This window comes from Chryseobacterium endophyticum (genome assembly GCF_056333165.1).
Genome location: NZ_JBWGXE010000002.1, coordinates 607,204 through 633,527, shown reverse-complemented (window position 1 = coordinate 633,527; position 26,324 = coordinate 607,204). Strand labels below are relative to the sequence as shown.

Genomic DNA, 26,324 nt, shown 5'->3' with positions numbered 1-26,324 from the left:
AAAATATTTAGTTCAGAACCTCATTGATTCCCGGATATTCCGATATTTTTCTGAAGACAAAGCGGTTGCTTTTCTGCAGTTTTTCAATGAAAAGATCCAGTTCATTGATGGAGTCACTATCCGTTAAATATTGATCATGGGTAAGAAAAACGAGGTGTCTTGATGTTTTTTCAAGATCATTGAAGAAAATGCTGTCTACTTTTTTCAGCATGGCTTCATGGTTTCCTTTCAATTCCATTTTCTGGGTGGGTTTCCATTCGAGATCCCATCCTACGACTTTGTAGCCTGCGTTTTTAAGGCTGTTTGCTGCTTCGGCAGAACTTTTAAGATCAGTAACGGTAATGTTGTTGAGTCGCCATATATTTCTTCCCGGCGTTCTTGCGATTTTATCATACAATTTCAGGCTGTCTTTAGCCGTATCAAAATCACGAACCACGGCCACCGGGTTTTTATAAAAATCGGTGTATTTATTGTGGGCGTGGCTAAAGCTATGGTTGGCAAGCTCTATAAGTTTATCTTCTCCTAGGAGCTGAAGATCTTCCTGCTGTTTTTTACTTCCGTATGCATGTTTTCCTACGATAAAGGCGGTAGCGCAGATATTCCTTTTATGTAATATTCTGAGAAGGTTTTCTGTTCCGCGGTTTGGGCCGTCATCAAAGGTAAGATAAATGACTCTTTTGTCGGAAGGACCATGTTCATCAATTATTTTGGGGACATTTTTTGCGACGGGATGGGCTTTCGGAATCGTTTTTCCTGATTCTTTTCTGTCGTTGTTCTGTCGGCAGCTGTTACATAATATTAAAGTTGCACTCATCAATGCAAGCATCCCTGGAAAGGTCTTCTTTAGAGACTTTTCCGCAAAGTTTAATGTCATAAAATTAAATGGAATTAAATTGTTAAAAACTGTTAATTATTCAGAATATTTCATAACAAAAAATATGCCCTGTTTTGTTAAATTCTGCTTTTTAATTTTATTTTAATAAAAAACTTTTGAACTAGTTTTATTTAAGGATATCCTTTAAGAATACTGCATTTTTAATGGCGGAAGTCCCCCAGGTATTGTTGAAAAATATAAAAGCTTTATGTTGCGATTTTGTTATCGCTTCTGCTAAATTTTCAAGGAATTCATGACTGTATTCAGATTTATAGAGCACCGGTTTTCCGTGAAGCCGGTAGTACAGTATATCGTGATGATTGATGATAACGTCTTCAGGAAGATTTCCGGGGAAACTGACTCCTGAAAAAACAATATTGTTTTCTTTCAGCATGCTAAAAATCTTTACGTCCCACCACGATTCATGTCTGAATTCAATGACGTTTAAGTAGTGATGATCGATATTGTTGATAATATAGTCGATATTTTCCTGGCTCTTCCTGAATGATGGAGGAAACTGGTAAAGAAATCCTGAAAGCTTTTCTTTCAAATGGGAATGGATATGTTCACAAAAAGCCTGAATTTCTTCTTTGCATTCCTTCATTCTTTTTTCATGGGAAATCATTTTGGGAATTTTGATGAAAAATCTGAAATGATCAGGAGTTTCATCTGTCCATTTGATGAGCGTTTTCGCAGTAGGTTTTCTGTAAAATGTCGAGTTGATCTCTACACAGTTGAATTCCCGGGCATATAAGGTCAGAAAGTCTTTACTTTTGGCATCCTCGGGATATAGTGATCCTTTCCAGTCGTTATTGTAAAAACCTGAGCATCCAATGTATAGATTTTGCTTTTTCATATTCGGGTATAATTTTTCTCACAGATTTAGAAGGTGCCGTCGATTTTCATCATTAAAAATTTTCGAAAACATGGGGCTGATCTTCTAAACTTGCAAAAAATTGAAAATTACTTTTTATTTAAATCAACAGAATTCAACCGCAGTGAGTTTAAGATCACGGAAAGCGAGCTCACACTCATTGCCGCTGCTGCTATCATGGGGGAAAGCAGTATTCCAAAGAACGGATACAATAATCCTGCCGCGACCGGAACACCCAGGACATTATAAATGAAGGCAAAGAATAAATTTTCCTTAATATTCTTAAGGAGCTTTTCACTTAACAGCCTGGATTTTGCGACTCCCGAAATATCACCTTTCAATAAAGTTATTTCGGCGCTTTCAATGGCGACATCGGTTCCTGTTCCCATGGCAATTCCTATATTGGCCTGTGCCAGAGCAGGGGAGTCGTTGATACCGTCGCCCGTCATGGCTACGATTTTTCCCTGTTGCTGTAATCTTTTGACTTCCTGTAATTTGTCTTCCGGTTTGCAGTTTGCTTTAAAACTTGTAATTCCAAGCTCGTCTGCAACTGCTTTGGCCGTGTGCTCATTGTCTCCCGTCATCATGATTACCTGAACACCCTCATTTGTTAATTGCTGAACGGCTTTTTTAGCATTTTCTTTAATTTTATCGGTAAAGCTGATGAAGCCCAACACCTTCTCACCTTCGGCTACATAAGATACCGTATGAGCTTTTGACTGTATTCTGGCCGCTTTTTTGCTCAGATCATCAGGAACCGGAATTTTGTAAGTGCTCAGAAGGCTTTCGTTTCCGATAGAGACTCTTTTTCCTTCGATGTTTCCTATGACGCCTTTTCCGGATATGTTCTCGAAATTTTCTAATTTTTCAGGTTTAATATTTTTTTCTTTTGCTTTCCTGATGACCGCATTCGATAAAGGGTGTTCGGAATTCTGATTCAAAGCATAGGCTATTTTTAAAATTAAATTTTCATCACTTGCGGCGGTTTCTATATGTTCGACAGACGGCTTTCCTTCAGTTAAAGTTCCCGTTTTATCAGTAATTAAAACATTGACTTTATTCATCTGTTCCAAAGCCTCGGCATTTTTAATCAAGATACCGTTTTTGGCACCTTTACCGATTCCTACCATTAAAGACATGGGCGTGGCAAGGCCTAAGGCGCAGGGACACGCAACAATTAAAACGGCAACAGCATTAACGAAAGCAAAAAGACTTTTCTTTCCCTCCGGACCGAAAAACTGCCAGAGTACAAAGGTAAGAACAGCTGCCAAAATTACCGCAGGAACAAATATTTTTGAAACTTTATCCGTTAATTTCTGAATAGGTGCTTTGCTTCTGCTGGCTTCATTGACCATCTTTATAATTTGGGATAAAAGCGTTTCGTCACCCACTTTTTCCGCTTTCATGATAAAAACCTGATTTCCGTTAATGGTTCCTGACGACACCTTATCATCTGCATTTTTCTCAACCGGAACCGGCTCTCCCGTGATCATGCTTTCGTCGATGTAAGAACTTCCTTCGGTTATTTTTCCGTCGACAGGTATTTTCTCTCCCGGCTTTACTTTTAGCAGATCGCCGATTTTTACTTTAGACAGAAGTACTTTTTTCTCTTCTCCATTTACCACAAGATTGGCTTCATCAGGAGAAAGATTGATAAGTTCGCGGATGGCATTTCCTGTTTTTTTGTGTGCCGCAGCCTCCATCAGTTGGCCTAAAATAACCAATGTTAAAATAACACAGACCGCTTCAAAATACAACGGACTTTCATGATTGTGACCCCGGATTTCATGAGGAATGGCATTCGGGAAAATAAGCGCAACGGTACTGAAAATAAATGCAGCAGCAACTCCCAGGGCAATAAGGCTGAACATATTGAGGTTCCAGGTTTTGAATGAAACCCAGCCTCTCTTCATGAGAAACCATCCCGAATAAAAAAGTACGGGAAGTGTCAGTGCCAACTCAATAATGGCCTGAATCTGATGTGAAAACGGAAAATCGATAAACATTCCGCCCATTGAAAGAATAAAAACAGGAACCGTGAAAATCAGGGAAACAGCGAATTTTCTTTTGAGAATTTCGTCCTCTTCATGGTCTTGTTTTTCAGGTATTTTTACAAGGTCCATTCCACAGATCGGGCAGTCTCCCGGTTCATCACGGATAATTTCAGGATGCATGGGGCAGGTGTACTGTGCGGTCTTTTTTTCAGGATATTTCACAAGATCCATCCCGCAGACAGGGCATCCGACATTGGAATCATAGACTTTATCTCCCTCACAGAACATCGGGCAGTAATATTTTCCGGCCATCTCTTCCGTTACTTTCGGAACTTCATGAGGGTGCTGATGTGAAGCGTGATGAGAATGGCTTTCTGTATTTTTTACAAGGTCTTCCGTAATTTCTTCCAAATGCATATGGCAAACCGGACAATCTCCTTTTTCAGGGTAGATTTTATCGCCTTCACAGAACATCGGACAGTAGTATTTTCCGATATTATCTCTAAAACTTTCAGGTAGATGAGCGGAAGAATAGGCCGGCTTATAATCAGGATCTTTTGCGTGCTTTTCTTCGATTGGCACCAGGTACATATTGCAGACAGGGCATCTTTTACCCTGCTGGAAGTATACTTTATCGCCTTCGCATTCCATCGGGCAGTAATATACGGAAGACGGGGAAACCCTGTCCTGTGGCTTTACGAAAGCCGTGTCATGAGTTGCCGGATCCTCGAGTTTGTAATTTCCGATTTCCTGGAGTGATTTATTTAAAGCATTCAATTCTATTTCCCTGTCGGAAATAATGGTTGCCGTGTTTTTTTCTAAATTGATTTCGGCCTTAATGCCTTCCAGGCTATTGAGCTTTTCACTGATTTTTTTCTGACAGCCGGAACAGGTCATTCCGAGAATTTTATACTGATGTTCCATGATCCTTCTAATTATACTACAAATCTCCAAAATGTATTCCGAAGGCTGTTATACATTTAAGGATAATATGTATAAAATTTGGCATCTTTTCTTGGTTTGAGAGTTTTTAGAGTTAGAGTGTAAGAGAGTTGGGAAGTAATAAACTATTGATTCTGATTCGTTAATGATGATCCTTTCTGATTAAGAGATTTCGTTCCGGTATGTTTAATTTTTTGATTTAAAAATACTTCTCGTTGTCTAAATCATTCGTCATTAAAGTTCTGATGCGCTAAAAACTCTCATACTCTCCAACCTTGAAACTCTCTCACTCTATCACCCTCCAACCTGATCCAGGGGTTTTCTGTTATGAATTTTAAGCTTTTTAAATTCGGTAGGTGTAAACCCGGTGACATTGCGGAATTGGGAAGATAAATGCTGAACGCTCCTGTAGCCCAGTTTTCCGGCAATTTCTGTTAAGGTAAATTCATTATAAAGAAGAAGCTCTTTTACTTTTTCAATTTTCTGAAGGATAAAAAACTGCTCCAAAGTAAGATTTTCATTTTGGGAAAACGTTTTGGAAAGAATGCTGTAATCTTTATGTAAGCTTTTGCTTAAAAAATCGGAGAGCAGAAAATCTTCTTCAATATCCAGTTCGCTGATTTTTAATATGATGAGGTTTTTGATCTTTTCAATAAGCTGATGTGAAAAATCCTTAATTCTCTCAAATCCCGTCTCTTCCAGGAGTCTTTCAAGCACCTGGAGTTTTTCTTCACTTACTTCATTTTCCGTTTCTGCTTCACCCAGGCTGATATTCCTGACCTCTATTTGGGTTTCGTTAAAAATATGGGAAACGGCCGCAATACACCTTCCGCATACCATATTTTTTATGAAAATTTTCATTGCTGTTTCTGGTTGTTTAACCGGTCTTTTACAAACTCAACTTGGGTCTTTCCGTGAGGCGCAGGATTTCCCTGTTCATCAAGATTTACCATTACTATTTTTTCTACGGTAATGATGGTCTGGTGGGTCATTTTGTTTCTTACGTCGCATCTCAGGGTCAGAGAAGTTGATCCGAAAGAAGAAACTTCGATCCCGATCTCAATAATGTCACCTTGTTTTGCGGAGCTTACGAAATTGATTTCTGAAATAAATTTTGTGACCACTTTTTTGTTCTCCAGCTGAATAACCGCATATAAAGCAGCTTCCTCATCGATCCACTGCAAAAGTCTGCCTCCGAATAATGACTGGTTTGGATTAAGATCCTCGGGTTTTACCCATTTTCTTGTATGATAGTTCATAATTCTAACTGTTTCCGGTACAAATTTAAGATTTAAAACCGGCATCTTCAAGTCATTTGAATTTAGAATCAGAAACAGGATTATTTATTGGGTCAATGATCTTGAATAAAGAACAAATAATGATGTTAAAAATTCTTACAAATTTGAAAATAATTATGGTTTTAATAAATATTCATAAATATTTGATGATGAATTAATACTTTTTAACAAAATTATCTTTTGATTGAAAATTTTAATAAAAAAAATTGAAAAAACGTTTTGATATGAAATTATTAATCGTATCTTGCACCTGTCTTATATCTGGAATCAATATTTGTTCATTCTTTATGTTGTTTTTCTTTTATAAACCAAATCATTTTTAACATTTTTAATTTTTTTATTCAGATGAACATTTTTGTTTCAAACATCAATTACGCAACTAAAGACTATGAGTTGCAAGATCTATTTTCAGAATTTGGAGAAGTTTCTTCAGTAAAAATCATTACAGACAAAGAAACTGGACGTTCTAGAGGTTTCGGTTTCATCGAAATGGAAGACGCTGAAGGTCAGCAGGCTGTTGATGCTCTTAATCAGAAAGAATTCAACGGAAAAACACTTAATGTTTCTGAGGCTAAACCAAGAGAGGAAAAGCCAAGAAGAACTTTCGGTAACAGCGCTGGTGGAAACAGAGGCGGTGGTTTCGGAGGAGGCAACAGAAGCGGCGGTGGTTACGGAGGTAACAACAGAAGCGGCGGCGGTTACGGCGGTGGAGATCGTGGCGGAAACGGCGGCGGCGGAAAACGTTGGTAAAAAATACGAGCGGCTTCAATTTGAAGCCGCTTTTTTTTTGACTGAAAGCAGAAATTATTCCTACTCTTTCTTTTTTTTCTTCTTTTTATCCTTGCTCTTCTTTTTATCTTTTTTGGGATTAAGAATTTCATTTACATATTCAAAATCCGGCGTTTTCTTTTGTACCGGCGCTATATCAATATTGAAATCTTTAAGATCTTGTACCGAAACCAGGTTTTCATCGATCATGAATTTTAAAATTTCTTTTCCGGATCCATTGAAAAAATGATCAGCAAGTTCGGATAATAAGAATTTCCTGTATTCTTCAAAAGGAACTCCAACATGATACCTGAATATCCTTCCTTCTTTTTCCGTTGACAAATATCCCTTTTCAGCCAGTATTTTCAGATAGGTGGAAACCGTATTCTGATGAGGTTTCGGATCCGGATGCTGCTCCATGATGTCTTTCAGATAAAATGACCCGAGTTTCCACAATAGTTTCATGAGATTTTCTTCCGCAGATGTAAGATGGTTTATTTTCATATAAAATTCTTAGTGTTGAAACTGAATGTTGCAATAAAGATATAGAAAAGATACCACAAAAGCAATTCCGGCGCCCATCAGAACTTCTTTTGGCGTATGCCTCTTTAAAATAATCCTTGTGATGCCTACAAGAATGGCAATGATCATCCACAGCAGTCCCATCCATTTATCCATGGCAAAAAACAGAGTGGCAACAAATAGGTTAAAAGCCGTGTGCATGGAACTTTTAATGAAATAATTACTGATCTGCATCACAAAAAGCAAAACAAGAATAAAAAGCATGACAAAATCGACATAACCGTTTCTGAAATAATTAAAAAGAAGATAAGAAATAACACATGCTGCAATAAAGAAATATAAACTTTTCCTTTGCCGGCGATTGGAAACATCCATATTGGTATATCTTCCGGTTTTTACGTTCCAAGTAATCCAGATGATGATCGGTAAGATAATCATCAGTGATATCGGAACAAAATAAAGCAGGGAAGTATGTAATGAGTAATTTTTTATACTCATATAAATAAAAAAGATGACGAGGGAAATCAGCGGATTGAAAAAATCGGATATAATTCTTGAGGTTTTATGAACAAATGAAGGCTGTTTTTCTTCCATAATTAAGTTTGAAGGTGTAAATATAATATTATAACCAAAAAACAATAGGCAGGTATACAATAAAAACAAAGTTTTTTTTATAATTTTGCTCAACTATTTCATAATAAATAAGCAAGAGCTCAACACATGAAAGAATTTTCTAAAGAGGTATACCTGAAGTGGTATGAAGATATGACAATGTGGAGAAGGTTTGAAGACAAATGCCGTTCTCTTTATCTAAAACAAAAAATCAGAGGTTTTTTACATTTGTACAACGGTCAGGAAGCTATTCCTGCAGGGTTTACCCATGCAATGGATTTAACTAAAGATAGTATGATCACTGCTTACAGATGCCACATCCATCCTATGGCGATGGGAGTAGATCCGAAAAGAATTATGGCTGAACTTTGTGGCAAAGCTACAGGTACGTCTGGAGGTATGGGTGGATCTATGCACATTTTCAGCAAAGAGCACAGGTTTTACGGTGGTCACGGTATCGTGGGAGGACAAATTCCTTTGGGAGCCGGAATCGCTTTTGCCGACCAATATTTCGACAGAAAAGCAGTGAATATCTGTTTCTTCGGGGATGGAGCTGCCAGACAAGGTTCGTTACATGAAACGTTTAACATGGCCATGAACTGGAAACTTCCGGTAGTTTTCGTTGTGGAAAACAACCAGTATGCGATGGGAACTTCTGTTAAAAGAACAGCCAATCACGAAGATATCTATAAATTAGGTCTTGGATACGAAATGCCTTGTCTTGCCGTAGATGCAATGGATCCTGAAAAAGTAGCCGAAGCGGCTTACGAAGCTATTGAAAGAGCGAGAAGAGGAGACGGGCCAACTTTCATTGAAGCCAGAACTTACCGTTACAGAGGTCACTCAATGTCTGATGCGGAACCTTACAGATCTAAGGAAGAAGTTGCGGTACACAAAAATGATGACCCGATTGAATTAATCAGACAGAGAATTCTGGCTAATAATTGGGCTACAGAAGAAGAACTGGAAGCAACGGATAACAAATCGAGAGAGTTCGTGGAAGAATGCATCGAATTTATGGAGAATTCACCATATCCTGATGCAGAAAAAATCTATGAGTATGTGTATGCTCAGGAAGATTATCCATTCCTAGACAAATTAGAAAACTAAAAGATAATAAGTCAATTTGAAAGTTTGAAAATTTGAAAATGATTTATTATCCATATCTTTTTTAATTTTCAAATAAACAAATTACCAAATTTTCAAATTAAAATAAATTATGGCAGAAGTAATTACAATGCCACGTCTTTCCGATACGATGACGGAAGGTAAGGTGGCAAAATGGCATAAAAAAGTAGGAGATAAAGTAAAAGAAGGAGATATTTTAGCAGAAATCGAAACCGATAAAGCGGTTCAGGATTTTGAGTCTGAAGTAGAAGGAACCCTTTTATATGTAGGAGTAGAAGAGGGCGGTGCAGCCGCTGTCGATTCTGTTTTGGCCATTATCGGAAATGAAGGAGAGGATATCTCAGGATTAACCGGTGGCGAAGCTCCCAAATCCAATGATTCTGAAGAGAAAAAAGTGGATGAAGACCACAAAACAGAAAATAATGCTACCAGTATAGAGCAGACCACCACTGAAGTTCCCGCGGGAGTGGAAGTAATTACCATGCCAAGACTTTCCGATACTATGACGGAAGGTAAAGTAGCGAAATGGCATAAAAATGTTGGAGACACCGTAAAAGAGGGTGATCTTCTTGCAGAAATCGAAACCGATAAAGCCGTTCAGGATTTTGAATCTGAATTCAACGGAGTTTTGCTGAAGCAGGGGGTTGAAGAAGGCGGTGCTGCGCCTGTTGATTCAGTGTTAGCGATCATCGGGCCTGAAGGTACAGACGTTTCAGGAGTTGGTGCTCCAAAAGCAGCTGCATCATCTTCAGAAAAACCTGCTGAGCAGAAAACAGAATCCAAAGAAGATGAAAAAGCTGCTCCGGCTGCCAATGCTTCTTCTTCAGACAGAGTTGCAATCTCGCCTTTAGCCAAGAAAATGGCTCAGGACAAAGGGGTAGATATCAACAGTATCCAGGGTTCAGGTGAAAACGGAAGAATCGTTAAAAAAGATATTGAAAATTATCAGCCTTCTGCGGCTAAGCCAGCTGCTGCTTCGGCCCCGTCGGCAAGTCCTGCTGCTCAGGTGGCATTAAGTTTTGTTCAGGGTGAAGATACGGAAACCCAGAACTCGCAGGTAAGAAATGTGATCGCAAAACGTCTTTCCGAAAGTAAATTCTCTGCGCCTCACTATTATCTGATGGTAGAAATCAATATGGATAAAGCGATTGAGGCCAGAAAAGAAATCAACTCTTTACCGGATACCAAAATTTCTTTCAACGATATGATCATCAAGGCAACGGCTGTTGCATTGAGAAAGCATCCGCAGGTGAATTCAAGCTGGGCAGGGGATAAAATCATCCACAGAGGGAATATCAACATCGGGGTGGCAGTAGCTATTCCTGACGGACTGGTGGTTCCTGTACTTAAGAATACAGACCAGATGAACTACACTCAAATCTCGGCTGCAGTAAAAGATATGGCTGCAAGAGCTAAAAATAAAGGTCTTAAGGCTAATGAAATGGAAGGTTCTACTTTCTCAATTTCCAATCTGGGAATGTTCGGTATCGAAACCTTTACCAGCATCATCAACCAGCCAAACTCTGCCATTCTTTCCGTAGGCGCCATCATCGAGAAACCGGTGGTGAAAAACGGACAGATTGTAGTCGGAAACATCATGAAGCTTTCATTGGCTTGTGACCACAGAGTGGTAGACGGTGCTACGGGAGCTCAGTTCCTGCAGACTTTAAAAACATACTTAGAAAATCCTTTGACGTTGTTACTGTAATTTTATATTTATGTTTAAATCATATAAAAGGGTTTACCGCAATGCGGTAAACCTTTTTTTTTAAATGGAATTTAAGCTAATTTTAATCATGCCTTTTTGGTTTTAGAATGATGATTGCTATATTTAATACATGAATTTAAAAACTATAAAATTAGACAAGCAGAATATTTTTCTTTTATTATTGATATCGATGGTCATTGCCGGAAAAGTGATACCATTTCAGGATAAGTACAATCAATATTTTAATTTATCAGGTTTTATAGATTGGGGCATTGCAGCCATTTTCTTACTGTACGGCTTAAAGCTCAAGATTAAGGAGATTGTAAAAGATATTTCCAACTGGAAGCTGCATCTTTTAATACAGTGCGGAACTTTTATCATATTTCCTCTGCTTGTTTTTTGCTTTTATCCGCTTGTCAAAGACACTTCGTACTATGTAACGTGGCTTTCTATATTTTTCCTGGCCAGCCTACCTTCTACGGTATCATCATCCGTGGTTATGGTCTCTATTGCAAAAGGAAATGTAACTTCTGCGATCTTCAATGCATCCGTTTCCGGAATTATCGGAATTGTAATGACACCTTTATTAATGAGCTTTTTTGTTCAGCCGGACCAGGAGAATATTAATAATTCTGAAATTATCCAGCAGCTTTTGATCAAAGTTTTGCTTCCGATTATTTTAGGATTACTTCTGAATCCATTGTTAAAAAATGTTGTGACCAGGTACAGCAAAATTATCGCGGAATTCGACAAAATGATCATTCTTTTAATTGTCTATGAAAGTTTTTCTGAGGCTTTCACCCAAAATGTTTTTGCTTCAGTTCCTCTGGTCGTTTTTATCATTATTGCATCCGGTATTGTCGTACTGTTTTTCTCAGTATACGAAATTCTGAAGCTGATTTCTAAAAAATTAAATTTTAAAAGAGAAGATGTTATTACGGCCACATTCTGCGGATCAAAAAAATCGCTCGTTCACGGAAGTCTCTTCGTAATGGTCCTCGGTATCGCTGAAGATCAGAAAGTACTGTTTCTGCTTCCGGTCATGATCTATCACAGTTTCCAATTGTTTTATGTAAGCTGGCTCGCCAACAGAATTGAAAAAAAGGCTCAGATTTCTTAAAATCGGCAATATAAAATTCTCTTTCTGCATTTCAGATTCCAAATCAAATCACTATTTTTGAATTATGATTAAAGCAAGAAATATCCGTAAATCTTATGGGAAGCTGGAAGTGCTGAAAGGTGTTGATATTCACATCAAAGTAGGTGAGGTGGTTTCTATCGTTGGAGAATCCGGAGCCGGAAAATCTACTCTTTTACAGATTCTGGGAACATTGGATCAGCCCACCACATCATCAAAATTCGATACCGAAATTACGATTGCGGGAGAATCTTTCATCAATATGAACGACAAGCAGCTCTCTAAATTCAGAAATCAGAATATAGGATTTGTATTTCAGTTTCATCAGCTGCTTCCGGAATTCACAGCATTGGAAAATGTACTTTTGCCGACAAAAATTGCAGGCGCCAATGAAAAAGAGGCTGTTGAAAAGGCTTACGCTTTATTTGAAGATTTAAAGATAGAACAGAGATTACATCACAAACCGAATCAGCTTTCCGGTGGTGAAGCGCAGAGAGTAGCCGTGGCAAGAGCTTTGATCAATTCACCGAAGATTATTTTTGCCGATGAGCCTACCGGGAATCTGGACTCTAAAAATGCAGATGACCTCCACAGATTATTTTTTGATTTAAGGGATAAATACAACCAAACCTTTGTTATTGTAACCCATAATCCCAATCTGGCAGAAATCACCGACCGAAAGCTGATTATGAAAGACGGAATGATTATCGAATAAAACTCCACAAATGATGAAACACTTTATTTTTTTATTTCTTTTACTGTTTTCCGGTTTTTGTTCTGTGTACCAGGCTCAAACATATTCCGATTTACCAAAATCTAAAATTGTAGAAATCAAAGACTTCCTGAGAAAGAAAAATTATAATCAGGAGATTGCGATTTTTATTAATTTTAAAATTCATTCAGGAAAATACCGGTATTTTATCTACGACCTGAAGAATGATAAAATACTACAGAAAGCCATCGTAGCCCATGGAGACGGTTCTGTTATTAAAAACTCCCAGTCGTTACGATTCAGTAATGCTGAAGGGTCTCACCAGTCGTCACTGGGTAAATACAAGATCGGAGAGGATTATTCCGGTAAGTTTGGAAAGGCCTACCGCCTTGATGGTCTTGATGAAACCAATAGCAATGCAAGATCCAGAGCGATCGTTCTTCACTCTTATTACTGCGTTCCGGACAAAGAGTCTCAGGATCCTGCCTGCCTGAGTTTTGGCTGTCCGATGCTTTCTAAAAATGCTTTTGATACCACCTCAAAATATATAGACAAATCCAAATTGCCGATCATTTTGTATGCGTTTTACTAAGGCAATTCTTTTAGTTTAAATCTTTAATTTTTAACCATAACTCTCAAAATGTCCATTAAATTTTTAGCTGAAGACGACCGGCCAAGAGAAAAATTTTTGCTTAAAGGCAGAAGCTCGCTGTCAGATTCCGAGTTGTTAGCCATTATAATGGGAAGCGGAAACAGGGACGAAACGGCCATAGAACTGGCGAGAAGAATCCTGTCTTCTGTCAATCACAATTGGAACCAGCTAAGTCTGCTTTCAGTAAAAGATCTGATGAAATTCAAAGGGGTGGGGGAAGTAAAAGCCATTTCAATTGCAACGGCACTGGAGATTGGAAGACGAAGGGCCAAGCAGGGAATCTCGGAGAAAAAAGAGATTTCGAACAGCAATGATGCTTACCTGTTATTTAAAGATGAACTGTCTGATTTGCGGACGGAAGAATTTTGGGCCATATTTCTGAATCAGAGCAATAAAGTGGTGCATAAGGCACAGCTTACACAAGGTGGAATCAGTCAGTCCATTGTGGATATAAGGATTTTGTTTAAAACAGCCTTTGATCACTTCGGAACAGGAATTATTGTTGCGCATAACCACCCTTCGGGGAATTTGAAACCGAGCAGGGAAGATATAGACATTACACAAAAAATAAAAGAAGCGGGGAAAATACTGGGAATCCAGCTTTTGGATCATCTTATTATCACACAGAATTCCTATTTTAGTTTCTCAGACGACGGATTATTATGATTAGACGACTGAAATATCACGAAATTGATTTCGAAAAATATACAAATTGCATAGAAAATTCTGAGCAGAGGAAATACTCTGCATCCAGGCTTTTCCTCGATATTACGTCGTGCAGAAAATGGGAAGTTCTCGTTTTGGGTGATTATGAAGTTGTGATGCCGGTTCCCTTTGTGAAAAAATTTGGCGTAAAGTTGATTATTAATCCTAAGCTTTGTCAGCAATTAGGAATATTTTCCAAGAAAGACGATGCTACTCAAAACGAACTTTTTCTTACCTATTTAAAAAAAAATTATAAGGTTTGGTACTATGCTTTTAATGACGGAAATTCTTTTAGTTCTCCGTTGAAAAAAAGGAATAATTTTTTGATTTATCCTGATGAGTACGAAAATGTTCGACAGAGATATTCACCCAAAAGAAAGAGAAAACTGAGGCTCGATGCAGACGTAATAGATGTTTCAGAGATCAGGAAAATGAAAATCGGTGACGCTTATTCTTTTATTTCTAAAAATATGATCGGAGCCAAAAATGAAAATGATAAAAAAGAATTTCTAAAAATTTTTCAGGCTCTTGGTGATTCAGGGGCACTTACGGTTTACGCTTTTATGTACCAAAGTAGAATAATTAATGCGATTGCAGTATACGACGATGAAAAAACATCAGTATTACTCGGTACATTTAATGAAAGAGAATATGTAAAGCTTGCAGGCTCTTCCGTGATTATTGATGCTGCGATACAGGAGAATATCGAAAAAAAAATATTTGATTTTGAAGGAAGTGAGGTTCCGGCGATTGAAGAATTTTTCAGAGGTTTCCGGCCTGAACTGAAGCCTTACTGTGTTGTTGAAAACTCCAAGAAAGAAATTATCCGAAACTTATTTTCGTTAAGATAAAAATTAAATATACTGGTCTGAAAAAATTGGCGTAATTAAAAATAAACTATATGTTGAAAATAGGTGATCGTATCAGTGTTCTTATTTTATCACTTTATCTATGCCTGATGTCATTTTATCTGTATACTCACAGATATTACAATGCAGATATTGAAGCCTACATGGGGATCGTCTACAAATCGAATTTTCCGGATATGAACATTGAGGAAATTCACAAAAAAGTGTATGATGAACTAAAACTTAAAAATCCCGGGACCGGTAAAAGTGATCTTACCCACAAAGAAGAAGCCAAAGGAGAAAACACGTATTATCAGGTTTTATCGGAAAATCCTAAAGCGTATGAAGAAGAACTTCAGCTGTTTACTGTAAAACCATTGTATAATTTCATCAATGCTCTTTTCTTTAAACTTGGATTCGATGCATCAACATCTACGTTTCTGATTACGCTTATTTCCTATGTTTTAATGGTCATCATGGTTTTTGTTTTTTTGTCTGGAATTATTAAAAATCATTATCTGGCTTTGATTCTAACGATTTTAATCTCTTTATTCAAACCTCTTTTAGACACTTCACGACATGCGACGCCTGACGGTTTATCGACCCTGCTTTTGCTGCTGAGCTTCTATTTTGTCGTCGTGAAAAGAAATCACCGGACCGCTACGGTATTCGGTATTTTGTGCATCATGACACGGCCGGAGTATTTTATTTTCTATACTTTTTTATTAATCATATTATACATTTTCAAAAAAGATTTTTCGCTGAAGGCAAAGAGTATTCTGGGCTCTTTCCTTTTTTTCGCACTCACCTTCGGAACGATACAGTATTTCAATCAGATTCCATGGTCTGTATTTTTTATGAACCAGTTTACTAAAGTTCAGTTGTATCCGATTTCAAATCCCGACCCTTTCAGCTTTCCGGACTATTTTGCTTATGTTAAAAGTAAATTACTTATAGAATTCAATACGTCTTATTTTCTGCTGCTTTTAATTTTTATTGTAACGGTTTTAGATTATAAACTGCTGATGAAAAAAGACAGAAGAAGCATGAAATATGTAGCACTTTACCTAGCGATATATGTTACGGTTTTTATTCGTTTTTTTATGTTTCCGAGTCTCGTCAACAGGATGATGGTCGGTTTTTATCTCATTATCATCCTGTCGCTGATCGCATACCGGAATTCTAAACATCAAATAATGCCAAAGACTGATTAATTATTGTAAAATTATCAGTAATTTTGCTACCTCAAATTATGGCTAGTCTTTCAGGATATTTACCGTATGCTTTTGCATTGATTATTGCAATACCTTTTTTGGTGTTGCTGAGACAATTTGTATTCACCTACATTAAACTGAAAGAGCAGGAAATCAAACTGCTTACCGTAAAATCAAATACCGAAAACAAGGCCCAGTCTTATGAAAGGATGACTCTTTTCATGGAAAGAATAAAACCTTCCCATCTGATCCAGCGTTTCGATAAAGACCTTGCTGTTCATGAATTTATCTTTCTTACCGAAAAATCAATTAATGAAGAGTTTGATTATAATTCTTCCCAGCAGCTTTACATCACAAAAAATTCCTGGAAAAATATAGTCGATTCCAAAAATGCAGTGATTGAGCTTCTTCATAAAACTTATCGTGAAATAAGCGGAGAAGCTACCCTGGATGAATTCAAGACGGTTTTTATCATGAATTTTATCAACGGGGAAGACTATATTTCAGCTACCATTGATGATCTGAAAAGAGAAATTTTAATAATAGCTTAACTAAAAAATAAATTAATTTAAATAATGATTCCAAATTTTAAAGCACATCCATGGCACGGAATTTCTGCAGGAGAAGATGCGCCAAACGTTGTCAATGTTTTCGTGGAGATCGTTCCTTCAGATACCATTAAATACGAAGTAGATAAAGAAACAGGATTTTTAAAGGTAGACAGGCCTCAGAAGTTCTCAAACATTATTCCGGCATTGTATGGTTTTGTTCCAAGAACCTATTGTGATACAGGAGTAATGAACTTGGCAATCGAAAGAGGTGCAACCGACGTTACTATGGGAGATCATGATCCGCTTGATATCTGTGTTTTAAGTTCACATAATATTCATGCAGGAGGTCTTTTGATGGAGGCTATTCCGATTGGTGGTTTCAAAATGATCGATGGTGGAGAAGCTGACGACAAAATTGTTGCGGTAATGATCGGCGACCATGCTTTCGGTCATTTCAGAGATATTTCAGAATTGCCTGAAGCCGAAGTGAAACGATTAATGCACTATTTCCTGACGTACAAGAACTTACCGGATGAGCCTGCAAAATGCAGAATCCAGGAAGTATATGGAGCCGAGCACGCCAAAACAGTGATCAGAGCTTCTCAGGAAGATTACGCAAATAATTACGGAGGGTAAATATTTTCTCTTCTGAATAAAAAAGGATAAACGAATTTTCGTTTATCCTTTTTTTATCAAATTAGTTCTGAAAGTACTTCGTTGATAAAATTATGATGAATGTTTGCTTAACCGTTTAACTTTTTGATTTTTAAATAAGTATGATATTTTTCAGTAAATAGATAAGAATAATTCGTTATATTTATTACTCTATTACCAAAAAAATATTAAACTATGGATCTATTCGTATTAGTACCCATTTTCGGTGTGATTGCCTTACTCTATACCTTTATTCAGAGCAATTGGGTAAGTAAGCAAAATGCCGGAAATGAAAAGATGAAAATAATCAGCGGCCACATCGCTGACGGTGCCATGGCTTTTCTCAAAGCCGAGTACAAGATTTTAACTTATTTCGTCGTCGTCGTAGCCATTTTGCTGGCTATTATGGGATCCAGCAACGCTGATTCTCACTGGAGTATAGGGCTTGCCTTCGTGATGGGAGCCGTATTTTCCGCACTGGCAGGCTTTATAGGGATGAAAATTGCAACAAAAGCCAACGTAAGAACTGCTGAGGCTGCCAAAACATCTCTTTCAAAAGCATTAAAAGTTTCCTTCACCGGAGGCTCTGTCATGGGAATGGGGGTTGCGGGGCTTGCCGTTTTGGGGCTGGGTTCTTTGTTTTTAATTATCAAACAGATTTTTGCTCCCGACGCACCTGTTGATTCTCATGAGATGGAAAGAACCATCGAAATTCTTACCGGCTTTTCGCTCGGAGCAGAGTCTATTGCTTTATTTGCAAGAGTAGGCGGCGGTATTTATACAAAAGCAGCAGACGTCGGTGCCGACCTTGTAGGAAAGGTTGAAGCCGGGATCCCGGAAGATGATCCTAGAAATCCTGCTACGATTGCCGATAATGTTGGGGATAATGTTGGGGATGTTGCCGGGATGGGAGCAGACCTGTTCGGCTCTTACGTAGCTACAGTTCTCGCTACGATGGTACTGGGAAGGGAAACCGTTTCAGAAGATTCCTTCGGAGGTTTTGCACCGATTCTTTTGCCGATGCTTATTGCCGGAACCGGAATTATATTTTCTATTATAGGAACTCTGTTTGTAAGAATAAACGACAATGAAGATTCATCTACTTCAAATGTTCAGAATGCATTAAATCTGGGAAACTGGGGAAGTATCGTTATAACGGCGGTATCTTCGTATTTCCTGGTGAATTATATTTTACCTGATGAAATGGTGCTCCGTGGACACGAGTTCTCAAAAATGGGCGTTTTCGGAGCCATCATGGTTGGACTGGTTGTAGGAACACTCATGAGTATTATCACAGAATATTACACCGCAATGGGCAAAAGGCCTGTTTCAAGTATTGTGAGACAATCTTCCACCGGTCATGCCACCAACATCATCGGCGGGCTTTCCGTCGGCATGGAATCGACCCTTCTTCCCATCATTGTTCTGGCCGGAGGAATTTATGGTTCTTATCTTTGTGCAGGACTGTATGGAGTGGCGATTGCCGCAGCCGGTATGATGGCCACCACAGCCATGCAGCTTGCGATCGATGCCTTCGGACCTATTGCTGATAACGCAGGAGGAATTGCGGAAATGAGTGAACTTCCCAAAGAAGTCCGTGAAAAAACAGATATCCTTGATGCGGTAGGAAATACCACGGCAGCTACCGGAAAAGGATTTGCCATTGCATCAGCTGCTTTAACGGCTCTTGCGCTCTTTGCAGCGTTTGTAGGAATTGCAGGCATCGACGGAATTGACATCTACAGAGCGGACGTTTTAGCCGGACTGTTCGTTGGCGGTATGATCCCCTTTATATTCTCTTCACTGGCCATCACCGCAGTAGGACAGGCCGCGATGGCGATGGTGGAAGAGGTAAGAAGACAGTTTCGTGAAATTCCCGGAATTCTTGAAGGAAAGGCACAACCCGAGTACGAAAAGTGCGTTGCTATTTCCACCGATGCCTCTATTAGAAAAATGATGCTTCCCGGTGCCATTGCCATTGTCTCTCCTTTACTGGTCGGGTTTATTTTCGGGCCTGAAGTGCTGGGCGGATTTCTTGCGGGAGCAACAGTAAGCGGTGTTTTAATGGGAATGTTCCAGAATAATGCCGGCGGTGCATGGGATAATGCTAAAAAATCTTTTGAAAAAGGTGTTAATATCAATGGACAGACCTATTATAAAGGTTCGGAACCTCATAAAGCGTCTGTGACAGGTGACACGGTAGGAGATCCTTTTAAAGATACTTCAGGGCCTTCCATGAATATCCTGATTAAATTAATGTCTATCGTTTCCTTGGTGATTGCACCGACACTGGCCGTTTTGCATAAAGATAAAATAGAAGCCAACAGAAAAGCAAAGATCGAAAGCTTAACCGGAATGAAAAGTACCGGCGCTGTTTCAGGAAATGGTTCCGTTGCGGTAGTTCCCGCTGAAATAAAGGGTTATCTGAATGAGAACGGTGACTTTGTTTACGATACAGGAACTCCGAAAGAGATACAGCTGAAAGAGGGTAAGAAAATTTCCATCGGAGAAAACAGCCAGTTGTACACCATGTATAATCTGGTTAAAAACAAAGATCAGGCAGTCCTGGATCCGAATAAATGGTTTACCATCGAAAATCTTTATTTTGAAACCGGATCAAGCGAACTGAAGACCGGAGCCGATGCCCAGCTTCTGAACCTGGTGGAAATAATGAACGCCTATCCTGAGATGAAAATAAAACTCGGAGGTTATACCGACAATACAGGAAATGAAGAAAGCAACCAGAAACTTTCCAATTTGAGAGCTCAAACTGCAAAACTGAAATTACTGGAACTGGGAATTGCCGGCGACAGAGTAGAAGCAGAAGGTTATGGTTCCCAGCATCCGGTTTGTGTAGCCAATGATACAGAAGAATGTATGGCCAAGAACAGAAGAATTGACGTAAGGGTTTTAAGCCTTTAAACTTTTGGTCATCATCAATATTAAGCACTGCTATTAGCGGTGCTTATTTTTTTTAAGGTTAAAGATTTTTCCTGAGATGTTCCAAAGCGTTTATGATAAGATCATCATTTTTGGCAAAGCTGAAACGCACGTAATCTGAATTTTTCCTTGAATTATAGAAAGCCGAAAGCGGAAGGCAGGCTACTTTTTTCTCTACAGTGAGCCATTTTGAAAACTCAACATCCGTCATTGTTTGTGAAATATTCCTGAAATTGACCACCTGGAAAACTGCCCCTTCAGTTTTGTGTTCCACGGTAAAAGGAGTTTCTTTAATATGTATATTGAACAAATCTCTTTTCATCTGCATCATCTTCTGGTTTTTGAAAGGATCAAATATGTCAAGATATTTAGCGATGGCATACTGGCAGGGAGCATTGGCACTGTAGGATATGTACTGCTGATGGCATCTGAATCTCGAAGTAAGCACTTCTGAGGAAAGCAGATAACTCACTTTCCAGCCGGTAGAATGAAACATTTTACCAAAAGAAAAAATACAGAAAGTTCTGTCCCTGAGCTCAGGATGTATAAAAGAGCTGTAATGCGCCGTTTCATCGTAGCAGTAAGTATCATAAATTTCTTCTGAGATAAGATAGATTTCCTGATTTTTTATCATTTCATACAGCCGGTTCCAGTCATTTTGAGACCATACTTTTCCTGTGGGATTTTGAGGAGAATTAATGATGATCGCTTTCGTTTTTTCCGAAATGCAGTTCTGCAGTTTTTCCCAGTTGATGCTGAAATCGCTATCAAGGTCGTAATAAACCGGAATTCCATGATTTAATACAATGGAAGGCCCGTAGGTATAATACGAAGGTTGCACCACAATCACTTCATCTCCCTGATTGATAATGCATTTCAGTGCGGTATACAAGGTAAAGGTTGCACATGGTGTAATGGTAACCTGCTGATTATTCAGCACAATGCTGTTGGGTCTTTTCAGATTATAACGAATGATACTTTCGATCAGAAGGGGATTTCCTGCAAGCGGTTCATAATGGTGGGTTGAGTAATCGGCTGCTTCTTTCAGATATTCTTTCAGGTGCGGGTCTATCTCAAAATCTGCAAGACCCAATGAAAGATCAAAGCTGTTGTTTTTTACAGCCAGCTCAGACATTTCAGAAAAAAAAGAGTAGTGAGTAAATCCGTAAATTTTCTCCATATATTTTGCATTTAAATCAAATATAAGAAATTTACAGATGCACAGATATTTAAATTAAATTTTGTTATTTTTAAAAAAATTAATTTATAAATGAGAAAGTTATTAATTCCGATATGGTCGGCGGTTGTACTGGTAAGCTGTGAAACGGCAAAAACGGCTTCTGATGCATTGCCCTCTCAGAATTCAGCAACGGTCAAAGGTAATAAAGCCTTTCTGTCTGCCTACAGGGAAATTAATGCCGCTGATTTAAAGAAAAACTTATATGTGATCGCTTCAGATGAGATGGAAGGAAGGGATACAGGAAGTCCGGGACAGAAAAGAGCAGGAGAGTATATAGTGAATTATTATAAAAAGCTTAAAATTCCTCATCCTGAAGCAATGAATTCCTATTATCAGAAAGTTCCTTCCGATTTTATGAAAAAAAGAGGGGGTGAAGTTCTTCCTGATTCGGAAAATATCCTTGCTTTTATTGAAGGCACGGAAAAACCTCGTGAAATTATCGTGATTTCTGCCCATTATGATCATGTCGGAACAAAAAACGGTGTGGTTTATAACGGTGCCGATGACGACGGAAGCGGGACAGTGGCTGTCATGGAAATTGCAAAAGCTTTTCAGAAAGCAAAAAAATCAGGAAAAGGGCCTAAAAGATCGATTTTATTTCTTCATGTAACCGGTGAAGAACATGGTCTTTTTGGATCTGAATATTATACCGATAATCCCGTATTTCCTTTTGCCAATACAATGGCTGACCTGAATATTGATATGATTGGGCGCGATGATCCTGAGAACAGAGGCAAGCAGTATGTATATGTAATAGGATCTGAAATGCTGAGCTCACAATTGAAGGTAATTACCGAAGAAGCCAACAAAAGAACCAACAACCTGGAGCTGAATTATAAATATGATGATCCCAATGATCCGCAAAGATTATATTACCGGTCTGACCATTATAATTTTGCCAAAAACAATATTCCTGTTGCTTTCTTTTTTGACGGTATCCATGAAGATTATCACAAGCCTACGGATGACGTGGAAAAAATCGATTATGATCTGCTGGCGAAAAGAACTCAGCTGATTTTTGCAACAGCCTGGGAGCTGGCCAACAGACCGGACAGAATTGTGGTGGATAAAAAATAATTTAGATCACACATAACAGGAACACTGGTCAGCAGTTTGCCTTTAAAAAAAAACGATGCATATAAAATCAATTCGTCCATTCATTGGATCAGAAAAATTTGCAGTGAGCAGGGAATTCTACAGAGATCTAGGTTTCGAAGAAGTGATTCTGGAAACCAATCTTTCTTTATTCAGATGGAAGGATCTATCATTTTACCTTCAGGATGCTTATGTGAAAGACTGGGTAGACAATACGATGCTTTTTATGGAAGTAGAAAACACGGATGAATTCTGGAAATACCTACAGGATCTCGACCTTACGCAAAAATATCCTGATGTAAAATTAATTCCGGTGAGAACAATGCCGTGGGGAAAAGAGTGTTTTGTACATGATCCTTCAGGGATTCTTTGGCATTTCGGGGAATTTTTTGAAAAATAGCCATCAGCTTACGAATGATTTACGCATTTGATACGTACTATTTTGGTGAGTATGCAAAAACCGTCTGCATCGCCTTTAAAAACTGGAATTCTGAAAAAGAACAGGAAGTTTTTACCGAAAAAACTGCCATTGTTTCTGATTACGAAAGCGGTGCTTTTTATAAACGGGAACTACCCTGTATTTTAAGTCTTCTGAAGCAAATCACTTTAAATAGTGATGATCTGATTATTGTTGACGGGTTTGTAACTTTAGACAATAATGGTAAAATAGGTCTCGGAGGGTATCTGTATGAAGCACTGAACGGTTTTGTTCCGGTGATCGGAATTGCAAAAAACAATTTCAGTGCTCCGGATGATCAGCGAAGATCCGTCTACAGGGGTGACAGCAAGACCCCTCTTTTTGTTACGGCTAAAGGTGCTGATGTCGATGAAGTAAAAATAAGGGTAGAAGAGATGGCCGGCAACTTTAGAATTCCTACACTTTTGAAAAAATTGGATCAGTTGACAAGGGATCCAGGGATTTAAAGCAGGAGCTGACAAATATCATCCGTATATTATTTATAACAATTCTAAATAAGTGTAGATTTGTAAAAGTTTCGCTGAGATCATCAGGGAACACAGATCTTAATCATATCCATATCAATTTTTGTTTTTAAAAACCGGCAGAACTTTCTGCCGGTTTGTTTTTAGCATATTATACGTATTTGTGGTCTCACCAAGAATCGAACTTGGATCTAAAGTTTAGGAAACTTCTATTCTATCCGTTGAACTATGAGACCGTCTTCAAATGTATTAAAAAAAATTTAAAATCAATGAAAGAATCCGCTCTTTAGGAACGGATTCAGTAGATAAAACATCTCATTTTTTTAATTAGACAACAATAAAAAAGCACAGCCGACGATGCTGTGCTTAAATTTTTATAAATTTAATTGCGATTTCAAAGGTGAAAAAAGCAAAATATGTATCACTTCAGTTGTATTTCATAGTAAATTTAGAAATAAAAATCTGTATAAACAATAAACTAAATGTTAAAATTCACAGGTTATCCACATTTTTTTGTGGATAAGTTTTGTCACTTATTTTTAACTAAAATTTTATCCGTCGCCTTTCTGCTTAAAATTTCCTGCCTTCCATCCACTTCCACTGTAATGGATTTGTCAAAATTTTCAATCTTGATGATCTTTATTTTCTTGTTTAAAAGCAGATTTCTTTCGGTGAGATAGTTTAGAAAAGCATCATCAGAAAGCGTAACGGAAGCAAAAGTTACGGTTTCCCCGACTTGACAGGCACTGAGTTTCTGCAGATCCTGCGCGATGATATTTCCATCTTTGTCCGGAATAGGCTCTCCATGAGGATCAAATTTCGGATAATCCAGTATTTCATCCATCTTATCAAAAAATAGGGCAGAATGCACATGTTCGAGCTGCTCGGCAATTTCATGCACATTTTCCCAGCCAAAATTCATTTTTTTTACCAGAAACATCTCGGTAAGCCTGTGTTTCCTTACGACCAAAGCCGCTTCACGTCTGCCTTTTTCGGTCACGATAAGCGGTTTGTAGGTTTCATAGATGACCCAGTTTTTGTCGGCAAACTTCTTCATCATGTTATTGACACTCGGCATTTTTACAGATAAAAATTTGCTGAGTTCATTGATCGTCACTTTATTCTCACCATCTACCAAGTGAAATAAAGCTTTAAGATAGTTTTCTTCCGTGAGTGTTGTTTTCAAATGTTAGAGGCTTTATATTACAAATCTAACAAATTATTGCGAATAAAAGAGGCTTGTTCGTTTTAGATTTTTTAATTTTACCCCATGAAATTTTCATTCAAAAACGACTACTCGGAAGGTTGTCATTCCAATATTTTAGAGGCCTTGGTGTCTTCTAATCTTGATCAGCAGGCAGGCTATGGAGAAGATCAGTATTCGTTGGAAGCCAAAGAACTTATCAAACAAAAAATCAATAATCGGGATTCAGCTGTTTACTTTGTTTCCGGCGGAACACAGGCGAATCTGATTGTTATTTCTTCTGTTTTAAAACCTTACCAATGCGTTGTTTCTGCAGGTACGGGGCATATTCTGAACAATGAAACCGGAGCTATTGAGGCTACGGGCCATAAAATTATAAGTATTCCTAAAGAGGATGGAAAATTAGCTCCGGAGGATATTATTCCCGTTCTGGAGAGTCACAGGAATGTTCCGCATCAGGTAATGCCGAAACTGGTCTATATTTCAAATTCAACAGAGTTGGGAACGATTTATTCTCTGAAAGAGCTTGAAAATTTATCGGGATTCTGTAAAGAAAATAATCTCTATCTTTTCATGGACGGCGCAAGATTGGGACATGGGCTCACCGCCGAAACCAGTGACCTGACTCTCGAAGATGTTGCAGCGCTTACCGATATTTTTTATCTGGGAGGAACCAAGAACGGAGCTTTGATAGGAGAGGCCATCGTCATCAACCATAAAGATCTTCAGCAGGATTTTGCCTTTAATATCAAACAAAAAGGTGCCCTGTTGGCTAAAGGGAGGCTTCTTGGGATTCAGTTTCTTGAGCTGATGAAGAACGATCTATATTTTGAACTGGCAAAGCATGCCAATCAGCAGGCTATGAAAATGAAAATGGCCATGAAGGAAAGGGGAGTACAGTTTCTTTCGGAGACCTTTACCAATCAGATTTTTCCTGTTTTGGATCATGATCTTATCGAAAAGTTATCCGGGAAATTTGAATTTTACATCTGGAAAAAAATTGACGAAAGATCTTCTGCCATCCGCCTGATCACTTCATGGAACACAGATGACAAGCCCGTCAACGAATTTATTGAAATCATTAAAAGAGAACTATAAAAAACAGCCTCACGAGAGGCTGTTTTTGTTTAATCAATGCTTATTTCAGTGCTTTTTCCACGAGGCTGCAGTCTGCGATTTTCAGGGTTCTCCCTCCGGCATATTTAATTTTTTTCTCATTGGCATATTTGGTTCCGGTTTCGGGGTCTCTGTCTCCGATCCCTTCATTTAAGCCTTCTTTTGTCTGGAGGAAATAGATGTCATTCTTATTTCCTGTTTTGCCTTCAGAGGCAAAATTGTAAGTAAGCTTCAGGGTATCTCCTGATTTGAATCCGGATAACTCACCTTTATTACTGTCTTTTTCACTGTTTTTAGTAGCCATTTTTCCGGTAATGGTTCCCAGGTTATCGTCAATGCTCACAAAGACGGTATCTTTTCCTGTAACTCCCATATAGCAGAATGACTTTGCTGTAAGCGTATCCACTGCTTTCTCTGTTGTGGCAGCTGTATCCGGCTGTGGTGTATCGGCCACAGGGGCTTCCGGCTTTTTGTTGCAGTTCAGTAAAAGAACTGACAATGAGCTTAATAAGATTACTTTTTTCATATCCCTTTTATGATGTTAAAATAGTTTAATTTTATTTGATCTGAAATTAAATTTCGGTAAACATATC

Annotated in this window: 26 protein-coding genes and 1 tRNA gene; 16 read left to right on the top strand and 11 right to left on the bottom strand. The window is 38.3% G+C overall.

The window, feature by feature from the left end:
• Window positions 1-7: 7 nt before the first annotated feature.
• The 5 genes from AC0N32_RS07310 to AC0N32_RS07290 form a co-directional block, all read right to left on the bottom strand.
• Window positions 8-874, bottom strand: coding sequence for a polysaccharide deacetylase family protein (locus AC0N32_RS07310; protein ID WP_476393199.1), 867 nt, complete (start codon window positions 872-874; stop codon window positions 8-10).
• Between the two features lie 127 nt (window positions 875-1,001).
• Window positions 1,002-1,730 carry a DUF72 domain-containing protein gene (locus AC0N32_RS07305; RefSeq protein ID WP_476393198.1) on the bottom strand — a complete coding sequence of 243 codons (729 nt, stop codon included), beginning with the start codon at window positions 1,728-1,730 and terminating at the stop codon, window positions 1,002-1,004.
• A 107-nt stretch (window positions 1,731-1,837) separates the two neighbouring features.
• Window positions 1,838-4,666, bottom strand: a complete 2,829-nt coding sequence (locus AC0N32_RS07300) for a heavy metal translocating P-type ATPase (protein WP_476393197.1) — start codon at window positions 4,664-4,666, stop codon at window positions 1,838-1,840.
• Window positions 4,667-4,978: 312 nt separating this feature from the next.
• Window positions 4,979-5,545, bottom strand: coding sequence for a helix-turn-helix domain-containing protein (locus tag AC0N32_RS07295; protein WP_476393196.1), 567 nt, complete (start codon window positions 5,543-5,545; stop codon window positions 4,979-4,981).
• Window positions 5,542-5,943 carry an acyl-CoA thioesterase gene (locus tag AC0N32_RS07290; RefSeq protein ID WP_476393195.1) on the bottom strand — a complete coding sequence of 134 codons (402 nt, stop codon included), beginning with the start codon at window positions 5,941-5,943 and terminating at the stop codon, window positions 5,542-5,544. The genes AC0N32_RS07295 and AC0N32_RS07290 overlap by 4 nt, the downstream gene beginning before the upstream one ends.
• Window positions 5,944-6,327: 384 nt before the next feature.
• On the opposite strand from AC0N32_RS07290, the gene AC0N32_RS07285 reads away from it, so the two are divergent.
• Window positions 6,328-6,732, top strand: coding sequence for an RNA recognition motif domain-containing protein (locus tag AC0N32_RS07285; protein ID WP_476393194.1), 405 nt, complete (start codon window positions 6,328-6,330; stop codon window positions 6,730-6,732).
• Between the two features lie 60 nt (window positions 6,733-6,792).
• On the opposite strand, the gene AC0N32_RS07280 is transcribed toward AC0N32_RS07285, so the two are convergent.
• Window positions 6,793-7,254: a BlaI/MecI/CopY family transcriptional regulator gene (locus AC0N32_RS07280; RefSeq protein WP_476393193.1), complete on the bottom strand. Its 462-nt coding sequence runs from the start codon at window positions 7,252-7,254 to the stop codon at window positions 6,793-6,795.
• 9 nt (window positions 7,255-7,263) lie between these two features.
• Window positions 7,264-7,866 (bottom strand): phosphatase PAP2 family protein, encoded by a 603-nt coding sequence (locus AC0N32_RS07275; RefSeq protein WP_476393192.1) that lies wholly within the window; start codon window positions 7,864-7,866, stop codon window positions 7,264-7,266.
• A gap of 126 nt (window positions 7,867-7,992) precedes the next feature.
• On the opposite strand from AC0N32_RS07275, the gene pdhA reads away from it, so the two are divergent.
• The 11 genes from pdhA (at window position 7,993) to AC0N32_RS07220 (ending at window position 20,116) form a co-directional block, all read left to right on the top strand.
• Window positions 7,993-8,994: a pyruvate dehydrogenase (acetyl-transferring) E1 component subunit alpha gene (gene pdhA, locus AC0N32_RS07270; RefSeq protein WP_476393191.1), complete on the top strand. Its 1,002-nt coding sequence runs from the start codon at window positions 7,993-7,995 to the stop codon at window positions 8,992-8,994.
• Window positions 8,995-9,103: 109 nt separating this feature from the next.
• On the top strand, window positions 9,104-10,720 hold the full coding sequence (locus AC0N32_RS07265) for a 2-oxo acid dehydrogenase subunit E2 (protein WP_476393190.1): 1,617 nt from the start codon (window positions 9,104-9,106) through the stop codon (window positions 10,718-10,720).
• A gap of 130 nt (window positions 10,721-10,850) precedes the next feature.
• Window positions 10,851-11,840, top strand: a complete 990-nt coding sequence (locus AC0N32_RS07260) for a bile acid:sodium symporter (RefSeq protein ID WP_476393189.1) — start codon at window positions 10,851-10,853, stop codon at window positions 11,838-11,840.
• A gap of 64 nt (window positions 11,841-11,904) precedes the next feature.
• A complete protein-coding gene (locus AC0N32_RS07255; RefSeq protein ID WP_476393188.1) occupies window positions 11,905-12,573 on the top strand; it encodes an ABC transporter ATP-binding protein in 669 nt (222 codons plus the stop codon).
• A 10-nt stretch (window positions 12,574-12,583) separates the two neighbouring features.
• Window positions 12,584-13,162 carry a murein L,D-transpeptidase catalytic domain-containing protein gene (locus AC0N32_RS07250; RefSeq protein ID WP_476393187.1) on the top strand — a complete coding sequence of 193 codons (579 nt, stop codon included), beginning with the start codon at window positions 12,584-12,586 and terminating at the stop codon, window positions 13,160-13,162.
• A 48-nt stretch (window positions 13,163-13,210) separates the two neighbouring features.
• A complete protein-coding gene (radC, locus tag AC0N32_RS07245) occupies window positions 13,211-13,888 on the top strand; it encodes a RadC family protein (RefSeq protein ID WP_476393186.1) in 678 nt (225 codons plus the stop codon).
• On the top strand, window positions 13,885-14,778 hold the full coding sequence (locus tag AC0N32_RS07240) for a hypothetical protein (RefSeq protein WP_476393185.1): 894 nt from the start codon (window positions 13,885-13,887) through the stop codon (window positions 14,776-14,778). The genes radC and AC0N32_RS07240 overlap by 4 nt, the downstream gene beginning before the upstream one ends.
• Before the next feature lie 50 nt (window positions 14,779-14,828).
• Window positions 14,829-15,989, top strand: coding sequence for a hypothetical protein (locus tag AC0N32_RS07235; protein ID WP_476393184.1), 1,161 nt, complete (start codon window positions 14,829-14,831; stop codon window positions 15,987-15,989).
• Between the two features lie 38 nt (window positions 15,990-16,027).
• Window positions 16,028-16,540: a DUF7935 family protein gene (locus AC0N32_RS07230; protein ID WP_476393183.1), complete on the top strand. Its 513-nt coding sequence runs from the start codon at window positions 16,028-16,030 to the stop codon at window positions 16,538-16,540.
• A 24-nt stretch (window positions 16,541-16,564) separates the two neighbouring features.
• Window positions 16,565-17,176 carry an inorganic pyrophosphatase gene (locus AC0N32_RS07225; RefSeq protein WP_476393182.1) on the top strand — a complete coding sequence of 204 codons (612 nt, stop codon included), beginning with the start codon at window positions 16,565-16,567 and terminating at the stop codon, window positions 17,174-17,176.
• Between the two features lie 213 nt (window positions 17,177-17,389).
• Window positions 17,390-20,116 carry a sodium-translocating pyrophosphatase gene (locus AC0N32_RS07220; RefSeq protein WP_476393181.1) on the top strand — a complete coding sequence of 909 codons (2,727 nt, stop codon included), beginning with the start codon at window positions 17,390-17,392 and terminating at the stop codon, window positions 20,114-20,116.
• Between the two features lie 58 nt (window positions 20,117-20,174).
• Here the strand turns inward: AC0N32_RS07220 and AC0N32_RS07215 are convergent, their stop codons facing one another.
• Entirely contained in the window at window positions 20,175-21,314 is a 1,140-nt protein-coding gene (locus AC0N32_RS07215; protein WP_476393180.1) for an aminotransferase class I/II-fold pyridoxal phosphate-dependent enzyme, read from the bottom strand.
• A 90-nt stretch (window positions 21,315-21,404) separates the two neighbouring features.
• On the opposite strand from AC0N32_RS07215, the gene AC0N32_RS07210 reads away from it, so the two are divergent.
• The 3 genes from AC0N32_RS07210 to AC0N32_RS07200 are packed head-to-tail and all read left to right on the top strand — an operon-like array spanning window position 21,405 to window position 23,393.
• Complete coding sequence (locus tag AC0N32_RS07210) at window positions 21,405-22,451, top strand: M28 family metallopeptidase (protein ID WP_476393179.1); 1,047 nt, start codon at window positions 21,405-21,407, stop codon at window positions 22,449-22,451.
• 55 nt (window positions 22,452-22,506) lie between these two features.
• Entirely contained in the window at window positions 22,507-22,869 is a 363-nt protein-coding gene (locus AC0N32_RS07205; RefSeq protein WP_476393178.1) for a VOC family protein, read from the top strand.
• Window positions 22,870-22,883: 14 nt separating this feature from the next.
• Window positions 22,884-23,393 carry an endonuclease V gene (locus tag AC0N32_RS07200; RefSeq protein ID WP_476393177.1) on the top strand — a complete coding sequence of 170 codons (510 nt, stop codon included), beginning with the start codon at window positions 22,884-22,886 and terminating at the stop codon, window positions 23,391-23,393.
• A 182-nt stretch (window positions 23,394-23,575) separates the two neighbouring features.
• Here AC0N32_RS07200 and AC0N32_RS07195 read toward each other — a convergent pair.
• Both AC0N32_RS07195 and AC0N32_RS07190 read right to left on the bottom strand, forming a co-directional pair.
• Window positions 23,576-23,647 (bottom strand) — tRNA-Arg (locus AC0N32_RS07195).
• A gap of 293 nt (window positions 23,648-23,940) precedes the next feature.
• Window positions 23,941-24,597, bottom strand: coding sequence for a metal-dependent transcriptional regulator (locus AC0N32_RS07190; RefSeq protein WP_476393176.1), 657 nt, complete (start codon window positions 24,595-24,597; stop codon window positions 23,941-23,943).
• A gap of 84 nt (window positions 24,598-24,681) precedes the next feature.
• Here AC0N32_RS07190 and AC0N32_RS07185 point away from each other — a divergent pair, with 84 nt between their 5' ends.
• The gene (locus AC0N32_RS07185) at window positions 24,682-25,713 is read left to right on the top strand and encodes a threonine aldolase family protein (protein WP_476393175.1); all 1,032 of its coding nucleotides are present in this window, start codon (window positions 24,682-24,684) and stop codon (window positions 25,711-25,713) included.
• A 40-nt stretch (window positions 25,714-25,753) separates the two neighbouring features.
• On the opposite strand, the gene AC0N32_RS07180 is transcribed toward AC0N32_RS07185, so the two are convergent.
• Entirely contained in the window at window positions 25,754-26,257 is a 504-nt protein-coding gene (locus AC0N32_RS07180; RefSeq protein WP_476393174.1) for a hypothetical protein, read from the bottom strand.
• Between the last annotated feature and the right edge of the window lie 67 nt (window positions 26,258-26,324).